This window comes from Micromonospora sp. NPDC049230 (genome assembly GCF_040647875.1).
Lineage (GTDB): Bacteria > Actinomycetota > Actinomycetes > Mycobacteriales > Micromonosporaceae > Micromonospora.
On record NZ_JBEZCZ010000076.1, the window covers coordinates 1 to 19,332 of the forward strand.

Below are 19,332 nucleotides of genomic sequence, written 5' to 3' on the forward strand. Positions count from 1 at the left end.
CCACAGCGACCGGCGGGCCATCATGGCCAGCTCCGTCGGCCAGTCCAGCGTCTCGGCGGTCGCCGGGCGACCGCGGAGCCTCCGCGCCGACGAGGCGATCGTCGAAGCCGCCCTCGACCTGCTCGCCGAGGGCAGCACCATCGAGGCACTCTCGATCGAGGCGATCGCCGCCCGCGCCGGGGTCGGCAAGGCCACCATCTACCGCCGCTGGGCCGGCAAGGACGCGCTGCTGCTGGATGCCCTGCGTCGACTCAAGGGCATCATGGCCCAACCGGCCGGCCACTCCGTCCGCGACGACCTGGTGCTGCTCGTCGGCGCGATCGGTAAGAACATCGACCCGCGAGCCGCGAAGATCATGCCCTGCCTGGTGCCCGCGGTGAACCGCAGCCCGGACCAGTACCAGCTCTACCAGAACATCATCGCGCCCCGGCGGCAGCTGATGCGCGACGTGCTGCGGCGCGGCATCGACGAGGGCCTGCTGCGGCCCGACATCGACCTGGAGGTGACGATGGCTCTGCTCACCGGGCCGATGCTGATCCAGCGGGTGCTGCAATGGAATCCGGAGCTGGACGAGCGGGCCCTGCCCGAGCAGGTCGTCGACGCCGTGCTGGAGGGCATCCGCGTCCGCTGAGGCGGGGTGTCGCCGCGGGCCCCAGCGCGGGATGTCGCCGCGGGCCCCAGCGTCTACCGCGGCGGTGTCGCTCGGCGCCGCAGGCGCCCGCGTCCGCGCTCGCGAGGCACGTGTTTCCGCGGGCGTCCGCGCTCGCGGAGGTGCGTGTTTCCGCGGGCGTCCGCGCTCGCGGGCGTCGCTCAACCGCCCGGGGCGCGGAGCCGGTGCAGGCGCAGCGCGAGCTGCACCTCCAACGCCCGCTCGGGCCGTTGCCAGTCCGCGCCGAGTAACTGCCCGACCCGCTCCAACCGCTGCGTCACCGTGTTGACGTGCACGTGCAGTTGCTCGGCGGCCCGGGCCAGGCTGCCACCCACCCCGAAGTACGCCTCCAGCGTCTTCACCAGGGCCGTGCCCCGTCGGGCGTCGTAGTCGACCACCGGCCCGACCGTCGCGCCGAGAAACTGGGTCACGTCCTTCTCACCCCGGTCACCGACAGTGCCCAGCAGCAGCCCCACGAAGCCCAACTCGGCGGTGCTCGCCCCCTGGCCGGCCCGGCCCAGCGCGCCCAACGCCGTCAGGCACCGGTCCGCCTCCCGGAACGTCGCGGCCAACGCCGCCGGGCCGTTCGTCGGGCCGCTCGCCCCGGCGGTCACCGGACGGCCGGTCACCCGGGACAGGTCCCGGGCAACCGCGCGGGCACTGCCTCCCGCGTCCAGCCCCGGCAACATCAGCACCACCCGGCCGTCGCGCGCCGCCGCCAGGCCACCCCGCGCCGAGGCGTACGTGGTGGCCCAGGACAGCACCCGCTGCCGGGCCGAGCCGGTCGCCGCGATCGCGTCGTCGCCCACCGCCACCAGCACGTGCGGCGCGTCCAGGTCCACCCCGAGCCGCCGGGCCCGGCTGCGCAGCGCGTCGGTGTCGCGCAGCGGTCGGGCGATCAGGTCGTCCAGCAGCTCGCCGCGTACCCGCCCCTCCGCCTCGGCGACAGTCCGGCGGAACAGCAGCAGCAGCGCGGTCACCAGCGCCGCCCGTTCCAGGATCCGCTGGTCGGCGTCGACCAACTCGTCATCCGGGCGCAGCACCAGGGCACCAAGGTTCTCCGCGCCCGCCACCACCGCCGCGTACCAGAGTGGACCGCGGCGCACGCTGCGACCCTCCGTGCGGGACGCCGCCACCGCCTCCACGATGTCCGCCCGGTCCGGCTCGTCGATCTCACCGACCCGGGCCAGCAGGCGGCCCTCGGCGTCCAGCGCCAACAGTGCGCCGCCCAGCACCTCGGTCACGGCCGCCGCCACGTCCTCCACACCGCCGCCGCGCAGCACCAGGGCCGTCATCCGGTCGTGTGCCGCCGCGGCCCGCTCCACCGAGCTGCTGTGCGCCCGGATCGTGGTGTTCGCCGCCGACAACTCGGCCAACGCCGAGCGGGTCTCGGTCAGCAGCCGGGCGGTGTCGATCGCCACCGCGGCGTGCGCGGCCAGCGACACCAGCAGCGCCACCTCCTCCCGGACGAACGGCCGGGCCGAACGGTTGGCCGCGTAGAGCACACCGATCGACGTCGAACCGAGCCGCAGCGGCACCCCGAGGATCGCCACCAGGCCCTCCTCGCCGACCCCGGCGTCGATCTCGCCGGTGTGGTGGAAGCGCGCGTCCTCGCCGTAGTTCGCTGTGACGTACGGCGCGCCGGACTGGGCCACCAGACCGCCCAGGCCGGCGCCCATCGGCAGTCGCAGCCGCTGGAAGCGGGCCGAGACCGACCCGTCGGTCACCCGCATGTAGGTGTCGCCGCGCTCGTCGTCGTTGAGCGTCATGTAGGCCACGTCCGCGCCGAGCAGGTTGCGGGCCCGGTGCACGATCGCCCGCAGCACATCGTCCAGGTCGCGCAGCCCGGCCAGGTCGCTGACCGTGTCGTACAGGCCGGACAGCTCGGTCTCGCGGCGACGCCGCCGCTCCAGCAGCGCGCGAACCCGCAACGCCACCGACCTGGCCTGCTCCAGCTCGGTCAGCCGCTCCGGCGGCAGCCCCGCAGCCCGCGCGGCCACCAGCGGTCCCTCGAACTCGACAGCCGCGGCCTCACGGGCGAGCAGCTCCAGGAACTCCACCGGCGATGACATGGTCGACATTGTGCTCAGCCCCACTAGTTGGCCGTCCAGCCCCCGTCGAGGGCGATCGACGTACCGGTGATGAACGCCGCGGGCGGCGAGCAGAGGTACGCCAGCAGCTCGGCCACCTCCTCCGGCTCGATCAACCGTTTGATGGCGGCCCGAGCCAGCATGATCTTCTCGATCACCTCGGCCTCGTCGATACCGTGGCTGGCCGCCTGGTCGGCGATCTGGCTCTGCACCAGCGCCGTACGCACGTACGCCGGATTGATGCAGTTGGCGGTCACCCCGTGCGCGGCGCCCTCCAGAGCGACCACCTTCGACAGCCCCTCCAGCGCGTGCTTGGCCGAGACGTAGGCCGCCTTGTAGGGCGAGGCGCGCAGCCCGTGCACCGAGGAGATGTTGACGATGCGACCCCACCCCCGGGCGTACATGTGCGGCAGGGCCCGGCGGATCAGCAGGAACGGCGCCTCCACCATCACCCGCTGGATGTACTCGAAGCGTTCGACGGGAAAGTCCTGTAGCGGCGCGACGTGCTGGAGCCCGGCGTTGTTCACCACGATGTCCACGTCCACGTCGAGGCGGTCCACCGCCCCGGCGTCGGACAGGTCCACGCCCTCGGCCCGGCCACCGACCTCGGCGGCCACCGCCTTCGCCGCCTCCAGGTTGCGATCCACCACGAGCACCGTGGCGCCGGCCGCGCCCAGCCGCAGGGCACACGCCCGCCCGATGCCGCCGCCGCCCCCGGTGACCAGGGCGGTCCGACCGGCGAGGTCGAGCTGTACGACGTGGGGGACCGCCACGGGTTCTGCCGTCATGGCGCAAGAAGTTACGAGCTGTGTGCTCCCCGGCACATGGGTCAGCGACACATACTCCGACGCCAAGCTGTGTGGCCCGTCGGCCCCCACCGCCAACGCGTTCGACATCGTCGGCTCGTCCCCGAAGGCCCACCCGAAGATCATCGGCGGCGCGGGCCGCCGTCCCGCGGCGAGCGCGTCGTGCGTCGTGCCGCGCTCGCGGTGCGTCGTGCCGCGCAGCCCGCACCTTCCCCGTCCCGCCGTGCCGTCGCGGCCGTCAGGATCGGGCAATGTCCGGGATGTAGTGGCCTCCAGGAGCCCCATGGCCACTACATCCTCGTCAACACCGTTGTCTCAGGGCGGTAGCCGGCGGGTCAACCCAGGACAGGAAGTGCCCGACGGGGGAGCGGGTTGGGCCCGGCTTGGCGATCATGGAGTTGTGGTGCCGACTTTAGGGTTCTACGGGCGTTTTGTTGCCCACCACAACTCCATGATCGGCGAGGCAGTGCTGGTTGACGAACAGTCGTTCCACCTAACGCAACGGCGTTGACATCCTCGTTCGTGCGTGACCTTGACGGGGCTGCACGTGCCCCAGACCTCGCCCCCGGTCTCTCGGAACGTGTTCGTCGTCAAGATCCGCGCAATATCGGGGATGTTGCTGTCTCTTGCGCGCCGGAGGCAGCAACATCCCCGATATTGCGTAGATCTTGGCGCGGTGGCGGTGGCGCGGAGGTGGGGTGGGGGCGCGGGGATGGGGCGCGGCGGCGGAAGCGCGGGCGGAGGCGCGGGCGCGGAGGCGGGGTGGGGGTGCGGCGGAGGTGGGGGCGCGGAGTCGCGGGGGCGAGGGCGGGGCGGGGGCGGGGAGTCGCGGAGGTGTGGGAGGACGGGAGGGTGGGAGGGCGTGTCCCGTGGGGCTGGTGGGAAGGGTGCCGGTTAGGGTGTCGAACACACGTACTGCTGACGGCTGGGGAGGGGGCGGCGTGCGCGTGCTCGGTGTGGATCCGGGGTTGACCCGGTGCGGGGTGGGTGTGGTCGAGGGTGTGCCGGGGCGGCCCTGCACCCTCGTCGCCTACTACGTGGTCTACACCGACCCGGCCGACGACCTGCCGCTGCGCCTGCTGCACCTGGACCGGTCGCTGACCGAGTTGGTCGCCGAGCACCAGCCGGACAGCGTCGCCGTCGAGCGGGTGTTCAGCCAGCACAACGTGCGTACGGTGATGGGCACCGCGCAGGCCAGCGGCATCGCCGTGCTGGCCGGGGCGCGCGCCGGCCTGCCGGTGCAGACGTACACGCCGAGCGAGGTGAAGGCGGCCGTGACCGGGTCCGGTCAGGCCGACAAGGCGCAGATGACGGCGATGGTCACCCGGCTGTTGCGGCTGGCCGAACCGCCGAAGCCGGCCGACGCCGCCGACGCGCTCGCCCTGGCCATCTGCCACGTGTGGCGCGGCGGGACCCGCTCCAAGCTGGCCGCGGCGGCCGACCGGGTACGACGAGGAGGAACACGATGATCGCCAGCGTGCGCGGCACGGTGACCGCGACGGGTCCGGACCAGGCCGTGATCGAGGTTGGCGGCGTCGGCCTCGCCGTGCACTGCGCCCCGGGGACCCTCGCGGAGCTGCGGGTCGGCCAGGTCGCCCGGCTGGCCACCAGTCTGATCGTGCGGGAAGATTCGCTGACCCTCTACGGCTTCGCCGACGACGACGCGAAGTCGCTGTTCGAGTTGCTCCAGACCGCCAGCGGGGTGGGTCCGCGACTGGCCCAGGCGGTGCTCGCCGTGCACAGCCCGGACGCGGTGCGAAAGGCGATCGCCAACGCCGACACGGCCGCGTTGACCCGGGTGCCCGGGATCGGCAAGAAGGGCGCCGAGCGGCTGGTGCTGGAGTTGCGCGACCGGATCGGCCCGGTGCCGATCGGCGTCGACGGCGTGACCGGAGTGACCCGCGGCAGTTGGCCGGACCAGGTTCGGCAGGCGCTTGTCGGGTTGGGTTGGACGGCTGGCCAGGCCGATCAGGCGGTGGCCGCGGTGGCGGAGACGATCGAGGGCGAGACACCGCCGGTGCCGGTCCTGTTGAAGCAGGCCATCCGCCTGCTGGGTCGCACCCGATGACCGTCCGGCGGCGACGGGAGGCGGCACGGTGAGCGCGCGGAGTGGGTCGGGGTCGCGAGCCCCGCTGTCGCGAGTGAAGAGGACATGGTGAGCGAGACCGACGGGCTCGTCTCGGCGTACGTCAGTGACGCGGACCGGGACGCGGAGGCCACGGTCCGGCCGCGGCGGCTGGCCGAGTTCATCGCCCAGGACCGGGTGCGTGACCAGCTTGACCTGTTGTTGCAGGGCGCGATGCGGCGCGGCTCGCCTCCGGATCACATCCTGCTGTCCGGCCCACCCGGCCTGGGCAAGACGAGTCTGGCCAACATCGTCGCCGCCGAGTTGGGCGCGGGTATCCGGGTGACCAGCGGCCCGGCGATCGAGCGTTCCGGGGATCTGGCGGCGATCCTGACCAGTCTCGCCGAGGGCGACGTGCTCTTCATCGACGAGATCCACCGCATCGCGCGTCCGGCCGAGGAGTTGCTGTACAGCGCGATGGAGGACTTCCGGGTCGACGTGGTGGTCGGCAAGGGGCCGGGGGCGACGGCGATCCCGCTGGATGTCGAGCCGTTCACACTGGTGGGCGCGACGACCCGCTCGGGTCTGTTGACCGGGCCGATGCGGGACCGGTTCGGTTTCGTCGCGCACCTCGACTTCTACGCTCCGGCGGATCTGGAGACGCTGCTGCACCGTTCGGCGCGGATCCTCGGCGTGCCGATCACCCCGGAGGGCGCGACCGAGATCGCCGGTCGCTCCCGGGGCACGCCCCGGATCGCCAACCGGCTCTTGCGCCGGGTCCGCGACTACGCGGAGGTGCGGGCCGACGGCGTGGTCGATGTCGACACCGCCCGTGCGGCGTTGATCGTGTACGACGTGGACGCGCTCGGGTTGGACCGGCTGGACCGGGCGGTGCTGACCGCGCTTGTCGACTCGTTCCGGGGTGGCCCGGTGGGTCTGTCCACCCTTGCCGTGGCCGTGGGGGAGCAGCCGGACACGGTCGAGGAGGTCTGCGAGCCGTTCCTGGTTCGTGCTGGTCTGTTGGCCCGTACGCCGCGGGGGCGGGTGGCCACCGAGGCCGCCTGGCGGCATCTGGGGCGCACTCCACCGAATGGTACGTTTGGTATGGATAGTCCACCTGCGCCCGATCTGTTCTCCTTGGATACCGAACAGCCGTGATGTGAACGTGATCTGTGCCGCATTCGATGTTCACAGGTGCAGGGTTTAGACTTCGCCGCGGTCTGTACAGGACGTGAGATTCCGCCTCCGCTCCGGCACCCCGGGTGCCGGGCCGGTGGCCAGTGGGAAGGTCAGTAACCGTGCATTACATAGCAGCGGGCGCCACGGGCGGCGGCATCACGCCGATCCTGATGATCGTCCTGCTCTTCGGCGTCATGTATTTCATGATGATCCGACCCCAGCAGAAGCGCCGCCGTGAGGCGGAGTCGATGCAGTCCGGGCTCGGCCCGGGCGACGAGGTCGTCACCATCGGCGGGCTCTACGGCACTGTCACCGGCATCGAGGACGACACCGTCCTGATCGAGGTCGCTCCGGGCGTGCAGACCCGCTACGCCCGGGCCGCCATCGCCCGGGTGGTCACCCGCGCGGAGCTGCCGAGCGAGCCGATCAGTGGGGACGCCGACGTCATCAAGGAATGACGTCTTCTCCGGGGGTGACGAGTCCGGCGTACGGCCGGTCGGCCGGCCTCCGGGCCACCGCGCCCGACGGGGCAGCGGACGAGACGTGAAAACTGGATAGTTGGGTCGACGCCGGGCGTCGGCACGTTCTCCTGACCATCGGCGTTGCGCGCCGGGTTGTCCGGGGCCACGTGTCGGCATCTCGTCGGCTCAGGTCAGACCCGTCAGCCGGGACCCCCGGCCCGACACCGCCGCCGCTGCGCACAGCGGCGCGACCGCACAGGGAGACAGGACAGCCGTGGCACCACCTCAGGGACAGATGCGCCCCGGGCGGCAGCTCGCCGTGCTCGGGTTCATCTTCGTGGTCCTCTATCTTCTGGTGTTCTTCTCCGGCGCCAAGGGCAGCTTCCAGGACCGGCTCGAGCCTCGGCTCGGCCTGGACCTGATTGGCGGCACCCGGGTGACGCTGGAGGCGACCAACAGCGTCGACGGCAAGCCTCCGACGGCGGAAAACCTCGAGGAGGCCCGCCAGATCATCGAGAGCCGGGTCAACGCGTTCGGCGTGGCCGAGGCCGAGGTGGTCACCGAGGGCAACCGGAACATCGTCATCTCCCTGCCCGGTGAAAACCGGGACCTCACCGACGTGGGCAGCGCCGCCGAGCTGCGCTTCCGCAAGGTGCTCAAGGGCGCCGACGGCAGCGGGACGGCCGCCGCGCCGCCCGCCGCCGCGCCGACCCCGTCCGGCAGCGCCGCCCCGACCCCGTCCGGCAGCGCGACTCCGTCCGGTGGCGCGACCCCGTCGGGCAGCAGCGCGCCGAAGGTGACCTCGTCGTCCAGCGGTGGTCAGGGTGGAATGGCCCCGGCGTCGCCGAGCGCCACGCCGACCCCCTCCGCGTCCGCCTCGGCGAGTGCCGCCGCGCCCAGTGCCAGCGCCGAGCCGGTGCCGGCCAGCATCGAGGAGCAGCGCAAGGCCGTCGAGCAGAAGGTCGGCGCCGCCGCGTGGCAGGCCGCCAACGGGTTGCAGGCCCCGGCCGATCTGACCGCCGACCCGTCGCTCGGCGACAAGCTCAAGCCGTTCAGCACGCTGTCGCCGCGCGAGGTCGCCGTGCTGCCGGCGCAGATGCAGTTCAACGTGCCGACGATCGGTTGCGCGCAGCTCGACAAGCGCCCGCCCGCGTCGATCTCCGACCCGAAGCAGCAGGTGGTCTCCTGCGAGGGCGGCGCCTCGAAGTACCTGCTCGACCAGGCCAAGGTGCTGGGCACCGACGTGGACGACGCCGACGCGGTGCTCGACCAGACCAACGCCTGGGTGGTCAGCCTCGACTTCAGCGGCGACGGCCAGGGCAAGTGGACCGCCCTGACCCGCGAGGCGTTCAACAACGAGGGCCAGGCGTGCGACGCGACCGCCCTCGGCCAGGACGGCAAGTGCCGGGTGGCCGTCGTGCTGGACAACAAGATCGTCTCCTCCCCGGAGATCCAGGGTGTGCTGACCGGCAACTCGCAGATCACCGGCAGCTTCAACCAGAAGGACGCGAGTGCGCTCGCCAGCCAGCTGCGCTACGGCGCGCTGCCGGTGACCTTCGAGCAGCAGGAGCAGCAGAACGTCACCGCCACGCTGGGTGCCAGCCACCTGCGCGCCGGCCTGCTCGCGGCCGGCATCGGCATGCTGCTGGTCATCATCTACGCGTTCTTCTACTACCGGCTGCTCGGCTCGGTCATCTTCCTGAGCCTGATCCTCTCCGCGCTGCTGGTCTTCGGCGCGCTGATCGTGCTCGGCCGGCAGATCGGCTTCACGCTCACCCTCGCCGGCATCGCCGGCATGATCGTCTCACTCGGTGTGGCGGCGGACTCGTTCGTCATCTACTTCGAACGGTTGAAGGACGAGATCCGGGAGGGGCGCAGCCCCCGTAGCGCGGTGCCGCGCGCCTGGATGCGTGCTCGCCGGACGATCATCTCGGCCAACGCGATCACCCTGCTCTCCGCTGTGGTGCTCTACGTGGTCTCGGTCGGCACGGTCAAGGGCTTCGCCTTCGCCCTCGGTCTGGCCACAGTGCTGGACCTGGTAGTGGTCTTCCTCTTCCGGCACCCGATCATGACGATGTTCGCCCGGACCCGGGCGTTCCTGTCCCCGCGGGTCAGCGGTCTGGGCCGGGCACTGCCGGCCCGCAACCAGCCGACTCAGCCCCGCAACCCGCGCGCCAAGGAGGCCTGAGATGGCTCAAAACGGTCTGGCGAGCCGCCTCTACAACGGCGAGGCCGGTCTCAACGTCGTCGGCCGGCGCAAGCTCTGGTTCACCGTCGCCGGCGTCCTGCTCCTGATCGCGCTGCTCAGCGTCGGGCTGCGCGGCTTCAGCCTCGGCATCGAGTTCGCCGGCGGCAACTCGTTCCAGGTGCCGGCCAGCGTCGGCACCCTGGACGACGCCGAGCGCGAGGTCAACGCGGCTCTCAAGGCCGAGAACACCGGCATCGAGGTGGCCACCGCGCAGAAGGTCGGTGGCACCGGTGGCGACTCCTACGAGCTGCGTACCCCGCAGCTCAGCGCCGAGCAGACCAACGCGGTGAAGGCCCAGATCGCCGAGGACCTCGGCATCAACGCCGACCAGATCAGCGGCAACCAGGTCAGCGAGGCGTGGGGCAGCCAGGTCACCTCGCGGGCCGTGCTCGGTCTGGTCATCTTCATCGCGTTGGTGATGGTCTACCTGATCCTGCGCTTCGAGTGGCGGATGGCCGTCGCCGCGGTGGCGTCGCTCGTCACCAACCTGATCCTCACCGCCGGCATCTACTCGCTTGTCGGCTTCGAGGTCACCCCGTCGACGATCATCGGCTTCCTCACCATCCTGGGCTTCGCGCTCTACGACGTGGTGGTGGTCTTCGACAAGGTCCAGGAGAACACCAGGGGCATCACCGCCAGCAACACCCAGACGTACGGCGAGGCGGCCAACCTGGCCGTCAACCAGAGCCTGATGCGGTCGTTGAACACCTCGGTGGTCGCCCTGCTGCCGGTCGGTGGTCTGCTCTTCATCGGTGCCGGCCTGCTCGGCGCCGGCACGCTGAAGGACCTCGGCCTGGTGCTGTTCGTCGGTATGGCGGTGGCGTTCCTGACCTCCATCCTGGTGGCCACGCCGCTGCTGGCCCTGCTGAAGAACTACGACCCGCGCATCCAGGCGCACAACAAGCGCGTCCTGGCCCGGCGGGGGGCGCTCGCCCGGGGTGAGGTCACCGGCAAGGGTGCGGTGAGCCCGGCCCAGGGCCAGTCGACCGACGAGCAGCTCGACCCGGACGCCGCCGCGCTGGCCGGTGCCGCACCCAAGGTGGGCGCCCGTCCGGCGGGTAAGCGGCCGACCGGTGCCCGGGGCGGTCGCCCCGGTGGTGGCGGCAACCGGCCGGGTGGCGCCAAGCGGCGCTGACCCGGCACCGAAACAACCGAACGGCGTCCGGCATGCTGTGCGAGCAGCCCGGGGCTGTGTCGAAGCGCCTCGGCTCGACCGAGGGCCTCGACACCGCCCCAGCCGGGCGCCGTCGTCGTCGAAGGGAAACGCAACAGCCGTGACGGAGACCCACAGCGCCGCGGCGCACGGGGACAGCGGCCCGGAGGCCGCCCGACTCGTCGCCAGCCGGGTGCTGGACGTGCCCGACTTCCCCAAGCCCGGCGTCCTGTTCAAGGACCTGATGCCGCTGTTCGCCGACGGCAAGGTGTTCCGTGAGGTGATCGACGGGATCGTCGCGTACCACGGTCGGGACGCCTTCGACGTGGTGGTCGGCATCGAGGCGCGCGGGTTCGTCGTCGCCGCGGCCGTGGCGTACGCGACAGGGGTGGGCGTGGTGCCGGTCCGTAAGGCCGGCAAGCTGCCCCGCCCGGCGCACTCGGTCTCCTACGCCCTCGAATACGGCGAGGCGACCCTTGAGGTGCACGAGGACGCCTTCACCGCCGGTCACCGGGTGCTGGTGCTCGACGACGTGCTGGCGACCGGCGGCACCGCCGAGGCGACACTGGACCTGGTGGAGCGGGCCGGCGGGACCGTGGCCGGCTTCACCGTGCTGCTGGAGCTCGGTTTCCTGGGTGGGCGGGAGCGGTTGGCCCCGCGTCCCGTCCATGCCCTGCTGACCGTTTGAGCCCAAGAGTGGCGCGCTGACCGTTTGGTCCGCGGCTCGTCGGGCGGCGCCTGCGCCGACCGTCCGGCGGAGCGGCAGCGGACCGTCCGTGCGGGTAGCATTGCCCTTTGCTGACGCCGGCGGTACGCCGTCCGGCGGCACGAGACCAGGCCGGCCGATGTTCGGTCGGCGTGTTTCCGGCGAGCGGTGAGGAGGCCGGTGTCCCACGATGTCGTCCCTCCGGCGGAGGGCACGGTGCACCCGACAGGCGACGCTGACGGCTCGGTGACCGACCGGGCAGGCGACGCGCCGGCCCGGGTGACGGGCAACGGCTCCGACCCGGCTCCGGGCGAGAGCGTGCTGAGCCCGACCAGCGGCCCACCGAGCGCCGAGGCGTCTCCCGGCGCCGACGGCGTGGTGGTGCCGTTCCCGACCGACGTCGACCCGTCGCCCAGCGGTGGCTTCGGGTTGTCCAACGCACCCACCGGCCGCCGGGTGCGGGCCCGGTTGGCCCGGTTCAACGCGCCCTGGCAGACCTCGCAGGTCAGCGAGGTGCTGGAGCCGCTCATCGCGAGCCACCGGGACAACCATCCCAAGGCCGACGCCCGGCTGCTCCAGCGTGCCTTCGACACGGCCGCGCGGTGGCACTCCGGGCAGTACCGCAAGTCCGGTGACCCGTACATCACCCACCCGCTCGCGGTGGCGACCATCCTCGGCAACCTGGGGATGGACACCACCACGCTCGTCGCCGCGCTGCTGCACGACACCATCGAGGACACCGAATACACTCTCGACGCGATGCGCGCCGACTTCGGCGGCGAGGTGGCCCTGCTTGTCGACGGCGTCACGAAGCTCGACAAGGTCAAGCTGGGCGACGCGGCCAAGGCCGAGACGATCCGCAAGATGGTCGTGGCGATGGCCAAGGACCCGCGGGTGCTGGTGATCAAGCTGGCCGACCGGCTGCACAACATGCGTACCCTGACCTTCCTGCCGCGTCCCAAGCAGGAGCAGAAGGCCAAGGAGACGCTGGAGATCCTGGCGCCGCTGGCCCACCGGCTCGGTATGAACACGATCAAGTGGGAGCTGGAGGACCTGTCCTTCGGCACGTTGTTCCCGAAGCGCTACGAGGAGATCAACCGGCTGATCGGGGAGCACCAGCCGCAGCGTGAGTCGCTGCTGCGGCAGGTCACCCAGAAGGTCGGCACCGACCTGAAGGCTGCCAAGATCAAGGCGGAGACGACCGGGCGGCCGAAGCACCTCTACTCGATCTACCAGAAGATGATCGTGCGGGGTCGCGACTTCAACGACATCTACGACCTGGTGGGTGTGCGGATCCTGGTCGACACGGTGCGCGACTGCTACGCGGCGCTGGGGGTCATCCACGCCAACTGGCAGCCGGTGCCGGGCCGCTTCAAGGACTACATCGCGATGCCCAAGTTCAACATGTACCAGTCGTTGCACACGACTGTCATCGGGCCCACCGGCAAGCCGGTGGAGATGCAGATCCGCACGTACGCGATGCACCGCACCGCCGAGTTCGGCATCGCCGCGCACTGGAAGTACAAGGAGCACAAGGGCACCCAGATCGTCGGCCCGCCGGCGCACATCGACGAGATGACCTGGCTGCGGCAGCTGCTGGACTGGCAGCGGGAGGCGGCCGACCCGAGCGAGTTCCTGGACGCGCTGCGCTTCGACCTGTCCAGCCAGGAGGTGTACGTCTTCACCCCGAAGGGTGACGTCATCCCGCTGCCGACCGGGTCGACGCCCGTGGACTTCGCGTACGCGGTGCACACCGAGGTGGGGCACAAGTGCATCGGGGCGCGGGTCAACGGCAAGCTGGTGCCGCTGGAGTCGACGCTGTCCAACGGCGACGTGATCGAGATCTTCACGTCGAAGTCCGAGACGGCCGGCCCGACGCAGGACTGGCTGGGCTTCGTCAAGAGCCCTCGGGCGCGCACGAAGATCCGGCAGTACTTCAACAAGGAGCGGCGCGAGGAGGCGATCGAGGCCGGCAAGGACGCGATCGTCAAGGCGATGCGCAAGCAGGGCATGCCGTTGCAGCGGATGCTCACCTCCGACGCGCTGATGTCGATCGCCCGGGACCTGCACCTGGCCGACGTGGCGTCGCTCTACGCGGCGGTCGGCGACAGTCAGGTCTCCGCCCAGTCGGTGGTGCAGAAGCTGATGGCCGCGTACGGCGGCGAGGAGGGCGCGGCGGAGGACATCGCCGAGACCGCCGTCGCCACCCGGCCGCCGCGCAGCCGGCAGAGCAGCAACGACCCGGGCGTGGTGGTCCGGGGCGTCAGCGACGTCTGGATCAAGCTGGCCCGCTGCTGCACCCCGGTCCCCCCGGACTCGGTGTTCGGCTTCGTCACCCGCTCCGGCGGGGTGAGCGTGCACCGCGACGACTGCGCCAACGCCGAGGACCTGCGGGCCCAGAGCGAGCGGGTGGTCGAGGTGAGTTGGAAGCTCACCTCCGCCTCGACGTTCCTGGTCGCCATCCAGGTCGAGGCACTGGACCGGCACAAGCTGCTGGCCGACGTCACCCGGGTGCTCTCCGACGAGCGGGTCAACATCCTCTCCGCCACCGTCACCACCACCCGCGACCGGGTGGCGGTGAGCCGGTTCAGCTTCGAGATGGCCGACCCGAAGCACCTGGGCCACCTGCTGGCCACGGTCCGCAAGGTGGACGGCGTCTTCGACGCGTACCGGGTCACCTCCGGCGCCTGACGCGTACCCCGGAAACGACAGCGCCCGCCGGCTCAGCCGGCGGGCGCGTGGTCGTCTGCGCGGGTGTCAGCCCTGCGGTGGGCTCATCGCGAGGTCCTTGATGATGACCTCCTTCTTCGGGTGGCCACCGCCGGCCTGCTGGGCGAACGCCCCGTCGTCGCCGGCCTTGGCCACGTCCTTGACGATGTCCATGCCGCCGGTGATGGTGCCCAGCACCGTGTACGCCGGGTCCAGCGGGGAGTCGCCGTAGACGATGAAGAACTGGCTGCCGGTGCTGCCCGGGTCCTGCGACTTGGCCATCGCGATGACACCCTCCGGGTACGGCGGGCGCTTGTCGGTGGGCAGGTTCTCCTCCGCCATGCGGTAGCTCGGGCCGCCCTGGCCGTCGGTGTCCCGCCAGCCGTTGCCGGTGGCGCTGGGGTCGCCGCACTGCAACACCTTGATGCCCTCGCTCACCAGGCGGTGGCACTTGGTGTTGTCGAAGAAGTTCTTCTCCGCGAGGTAGCTGAAGCTGCCCGCCGTGCACGGGACCTTCGACCTGTCGACCTTGGCCGTGATCGGGCCCAGGTTGGTGTCGATCGTCATGGTCTGCACGCCGGTGGCGGACTGCTGGTTGCTCGGCACCCCGACGTCCTTGATCTGCGGGGGCCGCTGCCCGGTGGGCAGTGTGGTGAACGCGCACTCCGCCGTGCCGGCCGCCGGCGCGGCGGTGTCCTTCTTGTCGTCGTCGCCGCCGAGGCTCACCGCCAGCCAGACGGTGCCGGCGACCACGAGCACCAGCGCGGCTGCCGCGCTGACGATCGCCTGGGTCTGCCGGCGCTTGCGGGCCTTGGCCGCGCGCTCGGCCATCTCCTTCTCGAGCCGGGCGCGTGCCGCCGCGCGCTGCCGCTCTCTGGTGGACGTCACGCCTGGATCCTCCTGGCTGTCTGCTGCTGGGTGCCGTGCGGGTGGGTGGTGGCGGCCGGTCAGCCGGCGCTCGGGCTGCTGGACGGCGGGCCGGAGGCCGACGGCGTCGCTGCCGCCCCGGTGACCGGCTCACCGACGGTGAGGCTCTGGATCGTCACGTCGGTGCTGGGCTTGACCTTGGCCCCGGTCCCATTGTCCACGGTCGGGAGGGCGCCGATCTTTTCCACCACGTCCAGCCCGCCGGTCACCCGGCCGATCACCGGGAACTTCGGTTCGGTGGTGGTGAAGTCCTTGAAGAAGATCAGGAACTGGCTGCCGTTGCTGCCCGGCGGGTTGGCGATCATCGCCACGGTGCCCTTCGGGTACGTCGGCGGCTGGCCGGGGGCCGGGCTGGCCGACGGGGACGCCGACGGCACGGTGGGCAACTCCTCGTCGTAGAACGAGTAGGTCGGCCCGCCGAGGCCGGTGCCGCTCGGGTCGCCGCAGCGCAGCGCGCCGTCGGCGGTGATCTCGTGGCACTTGGTGTTGTCGTAGAACGACCGGCTCGCCAGGTGCGCGATGCTCGCCGCCGCGCACGGCGAGTTGGTCAGATTCAGTTCCGCGGTGATCGGCGCGCCCTGGTTGGTGGTCACTGTCATCGCCCGGGTGCCAGCTGTGGGAATGTCCTTGGTCGCCGGGGTGCCGACGTCCTTGAGGTTGGTGTTGGTCGTCGCGTCCTGCGGCGTCCAGAGGCAGGTGTCCTCCGCGGCCGTCTTCTGCTTCGAGTCGGAGTCGAACGCTCCGAGTGCCCAGGCGGAGCCGGCCACGACCAACACGAGGATCAGGGCGGCGCCGACACCGGCCTGGATCTGCCGACGACGCCGCGTGGCGGCGGCCCGGCGGGCCAACTGCCGGTCGAGCTTGGCCCGCGCCAGTTTGCGCTGTCGGTCCCTGCTGGAAGCCACAGGTGCTCCCCTTCCTCTGCCTGGTCGTCGCCGGCGGCCGGGCACTCCGGCCCGTCCGGGCGTCACGTGTGCCGCGCCACACGCCCGCCAGAGTGTACGGCTAGTGACTGGGAAAGTGGTGTACGAGGTCCACCCCGTCCCGAGCAGCGCTTATCGGGCGACGTCACTGTGCCGTGCGGGGCGCGTGGGACGGACGCGGCAAACTCGCTCGGCGCGCCCGTTAGGCTGCTGGGCAGGACGACCAGCCGCTCGACGAAAGGACAGCGCCAGTGCTCGTGGCCGGCTTTCCCGCGGACGCCTTCGGCACCAACTGCTACGTGGTTGCCACCGCGCCGGGGGAGCAGTGCGTGGTGGTCGACCCCGGCATCGGGGTGCTCGACCAGCTCGACGCGCTGCTCGCCGAGCACCGCCTGCATCCGGCCGCCGTGCTGCTCACCCACGGCCACCTCGACCACACGTTCTCGGTGGCGCCGGTCTGCGGCGCGCGGGGCATCACCGCCTACGTGCATCCCGGCGACCGGGAGATGCTCGCCGACCCGGCCAAGGGCCTCTCCGCCGACCTGAGGTCGCTGTTCGGCGGCCGACTGAGCTACACCGAGCCGGAGGACGTGGCCGAGCTGACCGACGGCGCCACCCTCACCCTCGCCGGCCTGGAGATCGCCGTCGACCACGCACCGGGCCATACCGGCGGGTCGGTGCTGTTCCGGCTGCCCGGCGCGGACTCGGGCTGGGAGGCGGACGAGATCTGCCTCTCCGGCGACGTCCTCTTCGCCGGGTCGATCGGCCGCACCGACCTGCCGGGCGGGAGCATGCCGGCCATGCTCACCAGCCTGCGCGACAAGATCCTTCCGCTGGCTGACGACACAGTCGTGCTGCCCGGCCACGGCCCGAGCACCACCATCGGCCGCGAGCGCGCCAGCAACCCGTACCTCGTCGAGGTGGCCGGCACGACGCCGGCCGCGCCCACCCGGGGCCTCTAGTTCTTTCGTCCGCGCCGCGCGCGGACCCACGACACCACCGCGCCGCGGGCGCGGAATCGCAAGGAGTACGCCGATGAGCAAGCCCACGCCCATCTCCGGTTTCCCGGAGTGGACCCCCGGCCAGCGGATGATCGAGCAGTTCGTGCTCGACAAGATCAAGGACACCTTCGAGCTGTACGGCTTCGCGCCGCTGGAGACCCGCGCCGTGGAGCCGCTGGACCAGCTGCTGCGCAAGGGCGAGACCTCGAAGGAGGTCTACGTGATCCGTCGGCTGCACGCCGATGCCGAGGGGGCCGGCGGCGACGACCAGCTCGGCCTGCACTTCGACCTGACAGTGCCGTTCGCCCGCTACGTGCTGGAGAACGCCGGCAAGCTGACCTTCCCGTTCCGCCGCTACCAGATCCAGAAGGTGTGGCGGGGTGAGCGGCCGCAGGAGGGCCGCTACCGGGAGTTCGTCCAGGCCGACATCGACATCGTCGACCGGGACACCCTGGCCGCGCACCACGAGGCGGAGATGCCGCTGGTCATCGGGGACGCGCTGCGGTCGCTGCCGATCCCGCCGGTGACCATCCAGGTCAACAACCGCAAGATCTCGGAGGGCTTCTACCGGGGTATCGGGCTCACCGACCCGGAGGCGGCGCTGCGGGCGATCGACAAGCTCGACAAGATCGGCCCGGCGAAGGTGGCCGACCTGCTGGCCGAGACCGCCGGGGCGAGCGAGGCGCAGGCCAAGGCGTGCCTGGCGCTGGCCGAGATCTCCGCACCGGACACGTCGTTCGCCGACGCCGTACGCGCGCTCGGGGTGAGCGACCCGATGCTCGACGAGGGCATCGAGGAGCTGGTCCGGGTGGTGCAGACCGCGGCCGAGCACTCGCCCGGCCTCTGCGTGGCGGACCTGCGCATCGCCCGTGGTCTCGATTACTACACCGGCACCGTCTACGAGACCCAGCTGCGCGGCTACGAGCGGTTCGGCTCGATCTGCTCCGGCGGCCGGTACGACAACCTGGCCAGCGCCGGCGCTGTCTCGTACCCCGGGGTGGGGATCTCGATCGGGGTGACCCGGCTGCTCGGGCTGCTCTTCGGCGCGGGGGAGCTGTCGGTGTCCCGTTCGGTGCCCACCTGTGTGCTGGTGGCGTTGGCCGACGAGGAACACCGCCCGGCCAGTGGCCGGATCGCGGCGGCGCTGCGGGCCCGCGGCATCGCCACCGAGGTCTCGCCGAGCGCGGCGAAGTTCGGCAAGCAGATCCGTTACGCCGAGCGGCGCGGCATCCCGTACGTGTGGTTCCCGGGGGCGGACGGCGCCCCGGACGAGGTGAAGGACATCCGTTCGGGTGAGCAGGTCACGGCCGGTGCGGGGGAGTGGGTGCCACCCCTGGCGGACCGCAAACCGACGGTCGGCTGAGTCTCACCACTGGCGCTCGTGGTCGCGGGGACCTACGGTAGCGTAAGTTACGCCACCGTAGGGAGTTTCTCGTGACCATGAGCACCACACTGAGCCAGACCGCGCTCCTCCTCGAGTTGGAGCCGGTGGTTGCCCGCAACCTCGACCGCCACCTTTCGCTGGCCAAGGAGTGGTTCCCGCACGAGTACGTGCCATGGAGCGAAGGCCGGACCTTCGACGGTCCGCTGGGCGGCGAGGCGTGGTCGCCGACCGACTCCACGATCCCGGACGTGGCCCGCACCGCGCTGATCGTGAACCTGCTGACCGAGGACAACCTTCCCTCGTACCACCACGAGATCGCCACCCTGTTCGGCCGGGACGGCGCGTGGGGCACCTGGGTGCACCGGTGGACGGCGGAGGAGGGGCGGCACGGTGTCGCGATCCGCGACTACCTGACCGTCACCCGGGCGGTCGACCCGGTGGCGTTGGAGCGGGCCCGGATGACGCACATGTCCGAGGGCTACACCAACGCCCACGGCGACGAGGTGCTGCACTCGCTGGCGTACGTCTCGTTCCAGGAGTTGGCCACCCGCATCTCGCACCGCAACACCGGCAAGGCCACCGGCGACCCCGCCTGCGAGGCCCTGCTGGCCCGGGTGGCCGCCGACGAGAACCTGCACATGGTCTTCTACCGCAACCTGCTCGCCGCCGCGTTCGAGCTGGCCCCGAGCCAGGCCATGCGGGCCGTCGCCGACGTGGTGGCCGACTTCCAGATGCCGGGCGCCGGCATCGACGGTTTCGCCCGCAAGTCGGTGGCGATCGCCCTGGCCGGCATCTACGACCTGCGCCAGCACCGTGACGAGGTGTTGCAGCCGGTGCTGCGCCAGTGGGACGTCTTCAACGTGACGGGCCTCGACGCCGACGGCGAATCCGCCCGCGAGCAGCTGGCCGCCCAAATGGACAACCTGGACAAGGCAGCAAACCGCTTCGAAGAAAAGCGCGCAGCCCGAGCCGCCCGCCTAGCCCCCCGCTAAACCCCCACCCCCACCCCCACCCCCACCCCCACCCCACCC

The 19,332-nt window shown here is 71.4% G+C and carries 16 protein-coding genes; 12 read left to right on the forward strand and 4 right to left on the reverse strand.

Translation table 11 applies throughout. The features are described 5' to 3' along the window. Positions 1 to 22: 22 nt before the first annotated feature. Entirely contained in the window at positions 23 to 631 is a 609-nt protein-coding gene (locus AB0A95_RS34055) for a TetR/AcrR family transcriptional regulator (protein ID WP_357559890.1), read from the forward strand. Between the two features lie 179 nt (positions 632 to 810). On the opposite strand, the gene AB0A95_RS34060 is transcribed toward AB0A95_RS34055, so the two are convergent. Then, positions 811 to 2,730 (reverse strand): helix-turn-helix domain-containing protein, encoded by a 1,920-nt coding sequence (locus AB0A95_RS34060; RefSeq protein WP_357559877.1) that lies wholly within the window; start codon positions 2,728 to 2,730, stop codon positions 811 to 813. 14 nt (positions 2,731 to 2,744) lie between these two features. After that, positions 2,745 to 3,527 (reverse strand): 3-hydroxybutyrate dehydrogenase, encoded by a 783-nt coding sequence (locus tag AB0A95_RS34065; RefSeq protein WP_357559878.1) that lies wholly within the window; start codon positions 3,525 to 3,527, stop codon positions 2,745 to 2,747. 959 nt (positions 3,528 to 4,486) lie between these two features. Here AB0A95_RS34065 and ruvC point away from each other — a divergent pair. The 8 genes from ruvC to AB0A95_RS34105 all read left to right on the forward strand — a co-directional run bounded on the left by ruvC (position 4,487) and on the right by AB0A95_RS34105 (position 14,048). Next, positions 4,487 to 5,014, forward strand: coding sequence for a crossover junction endodeoxyribonuclease RuvC (gene ruvC, locus AB0A95_RS34070; RefSeq protein ID WP_357559879.1), 528 nt, complete (start codon positions 4,487 to 4,489; stop codon positions 5,012 to 5,014). Next, positions 5,011 to 5,613: a Holliday junction branch migration protein RuvA gene (ruvA, locus tag AB0A95_RS34075; RefSeq protein ID WP_355030025.1), complete on the forward strand. Its 603-nt coding sequence runs from the start codon at positions 5,011 to 5,013 to the stop codon at positions 5,611 to 5,613. Before ruvC ends, ruvA begins: the two co-directional genes overlap by 4 nt. Positions 5,614 to 5,697: 84 nt before the next feature. Beyond that, positions 5,698 to 6,768 (forward strand): Holliday junction branch migration DNA helicase RuvB, encoded by a 1,071-nt coding sequence (gene ruvB, locus AB0A95_RS34080; RefSeq protein WP_357559880.1) that lies wholly within the window; start codon positions 5,698 to 5,700, stop codon positions 6,766 to 6,768. A gap of 140 nt (positions 6,769 to 6,908) precedes the next feature. Beyond that, positions 6,909 to 7,247, forward strand: coding sequence for a preprotein translocase subunit YajC (yajC, locus tag AB0A95_RS34085; RefSeq protein WP_357559881.1), 339 nt, complete (start codon positions 6,909 to 6,911; stop codon positions 7,245 to 7,247). 277 nt (positions 7,248 to 7,524) lie between these two features. Then, a complete protein-coding gene (secD, locus tag AB0A95_RS34090) occupies positions 7,525 to 9,438 on the forward strand; it encodes a protein translocase subunit SecD (RefSeq protein WP_357559882.1) in 1,914 nt (637 codons plus the stop codon). A 1-nt stretch (position 9,439) separates the two neighbouring features. Then, positions 9,440 to 10,633 (forward strand): protein translocase subunit SecF, encoded by a 1,194-nt coding sequence (secF, locus tag AB0A95_RS34095; RefSeq protein ID WP_357559883.1) that lies wholly within the window; start codon positions 9,440 to 9,442, stop codon positions 10,631 to 10,633. A 139-nt stretch (positions 10,634 to 10,772) separates the two neighbouring features. Next, a complete protein-coding gene (locus tag AB0A95_RS34100) occupies positions 10,773 to 11,339 on the forward strand; it encodes an adenine phosphoribosyltransferase (RefSeq protein ID WP_357559884.1) in 567 nt (188 codons plus the stop codon). Between the two features lie 198 nt (positions 11,340 to 11,537). Further along, positions 11,538 to 14,048, forward strand: coding sequence for a RelA/SpoT family protein (locus AB0A95_RS34105; RefSeq protein ID WP_357559885.1), 2,511 nt, complete (start codon positions 11,538 to 11,540; stop codon positions 14,046 to 14,048). 66 nt (positions 14,049 to 14,114) lie between these two features. Here AB0A95_RS34105 and AB0A95_RS34110 read toward each other — a convergent pair whose 3' ends face one another. Further along, positions 14,115 to 14,954, reverse strand: a complete 840-nt coding sequence (locus tag AB0A95_RS34110) for a peptidylprolyl isomerase (RefSeq protein ID WP_357559886.1) — start codon at positions 14,952 to 14,954, stop codon at positions 14,115 to 14,117. Positions 14,955 to 15,013: 59 nt separating this feature from the next. Then, on the reverse strand, positions 15,014 to 15,898 hold the full coding sequence (locus AB0A95_RS34115) for a peptidylprolyl isomerase (RefSeq protein ID WP_357559887.1): 885 nt from the start codon (positions 15,896 to 15,898) through the stop codon (positions 15,014 to 15,016). 269 nt (positions 15,899 to 16,167) lie between these two features. On the opposite strand from AB0A95_RS34115, the gene AB0A95_RS34120 reads away from it, so the two are divergent. The 3 genes from AB0A95_RS34120 to AB0A95_RS34130 all read left to right on the forward strand — a co-directional run bounded on the left by AB0A95_RS34120 (position 16,168) and on the right by AB0A95_RS34130 (position 19,293). Continuing rightward, positions 16,168 to 16,878, forward strand: a complete 711-nt coding sequence (locus AB0A95_RS34120) for an MBL fold metallo-hydrolase (protein ID WP_357559888.1) — start codon at positions 16,168 to 16,170, stop codon at positions 16,876 to 16,878. Between the two features lie 73 nt (positions 16,879 to 16,951). Next, entirely contained in the window at positions 16,952 to 18,280 is a 1,329-nt protein-coding gene (hisS, locus tag AB0A95_RS34125) for a histidine--tRNA ligase (protein ID WP_357559889.1), read from the forward strand. Between the two features lie 77 nt (positions 18,281 to 18,357). Beyond that, entirely contained in the window at positions 18,358 to 19,293 is a 936-nt protein-coding gene (locus AB0A95_RS34130) for an acyl-ACP desaturase (protein WP_357559891.1), read from the forward strand. Positions 19,294 to 19,332 lie beyond the last annotated feature (39 nt).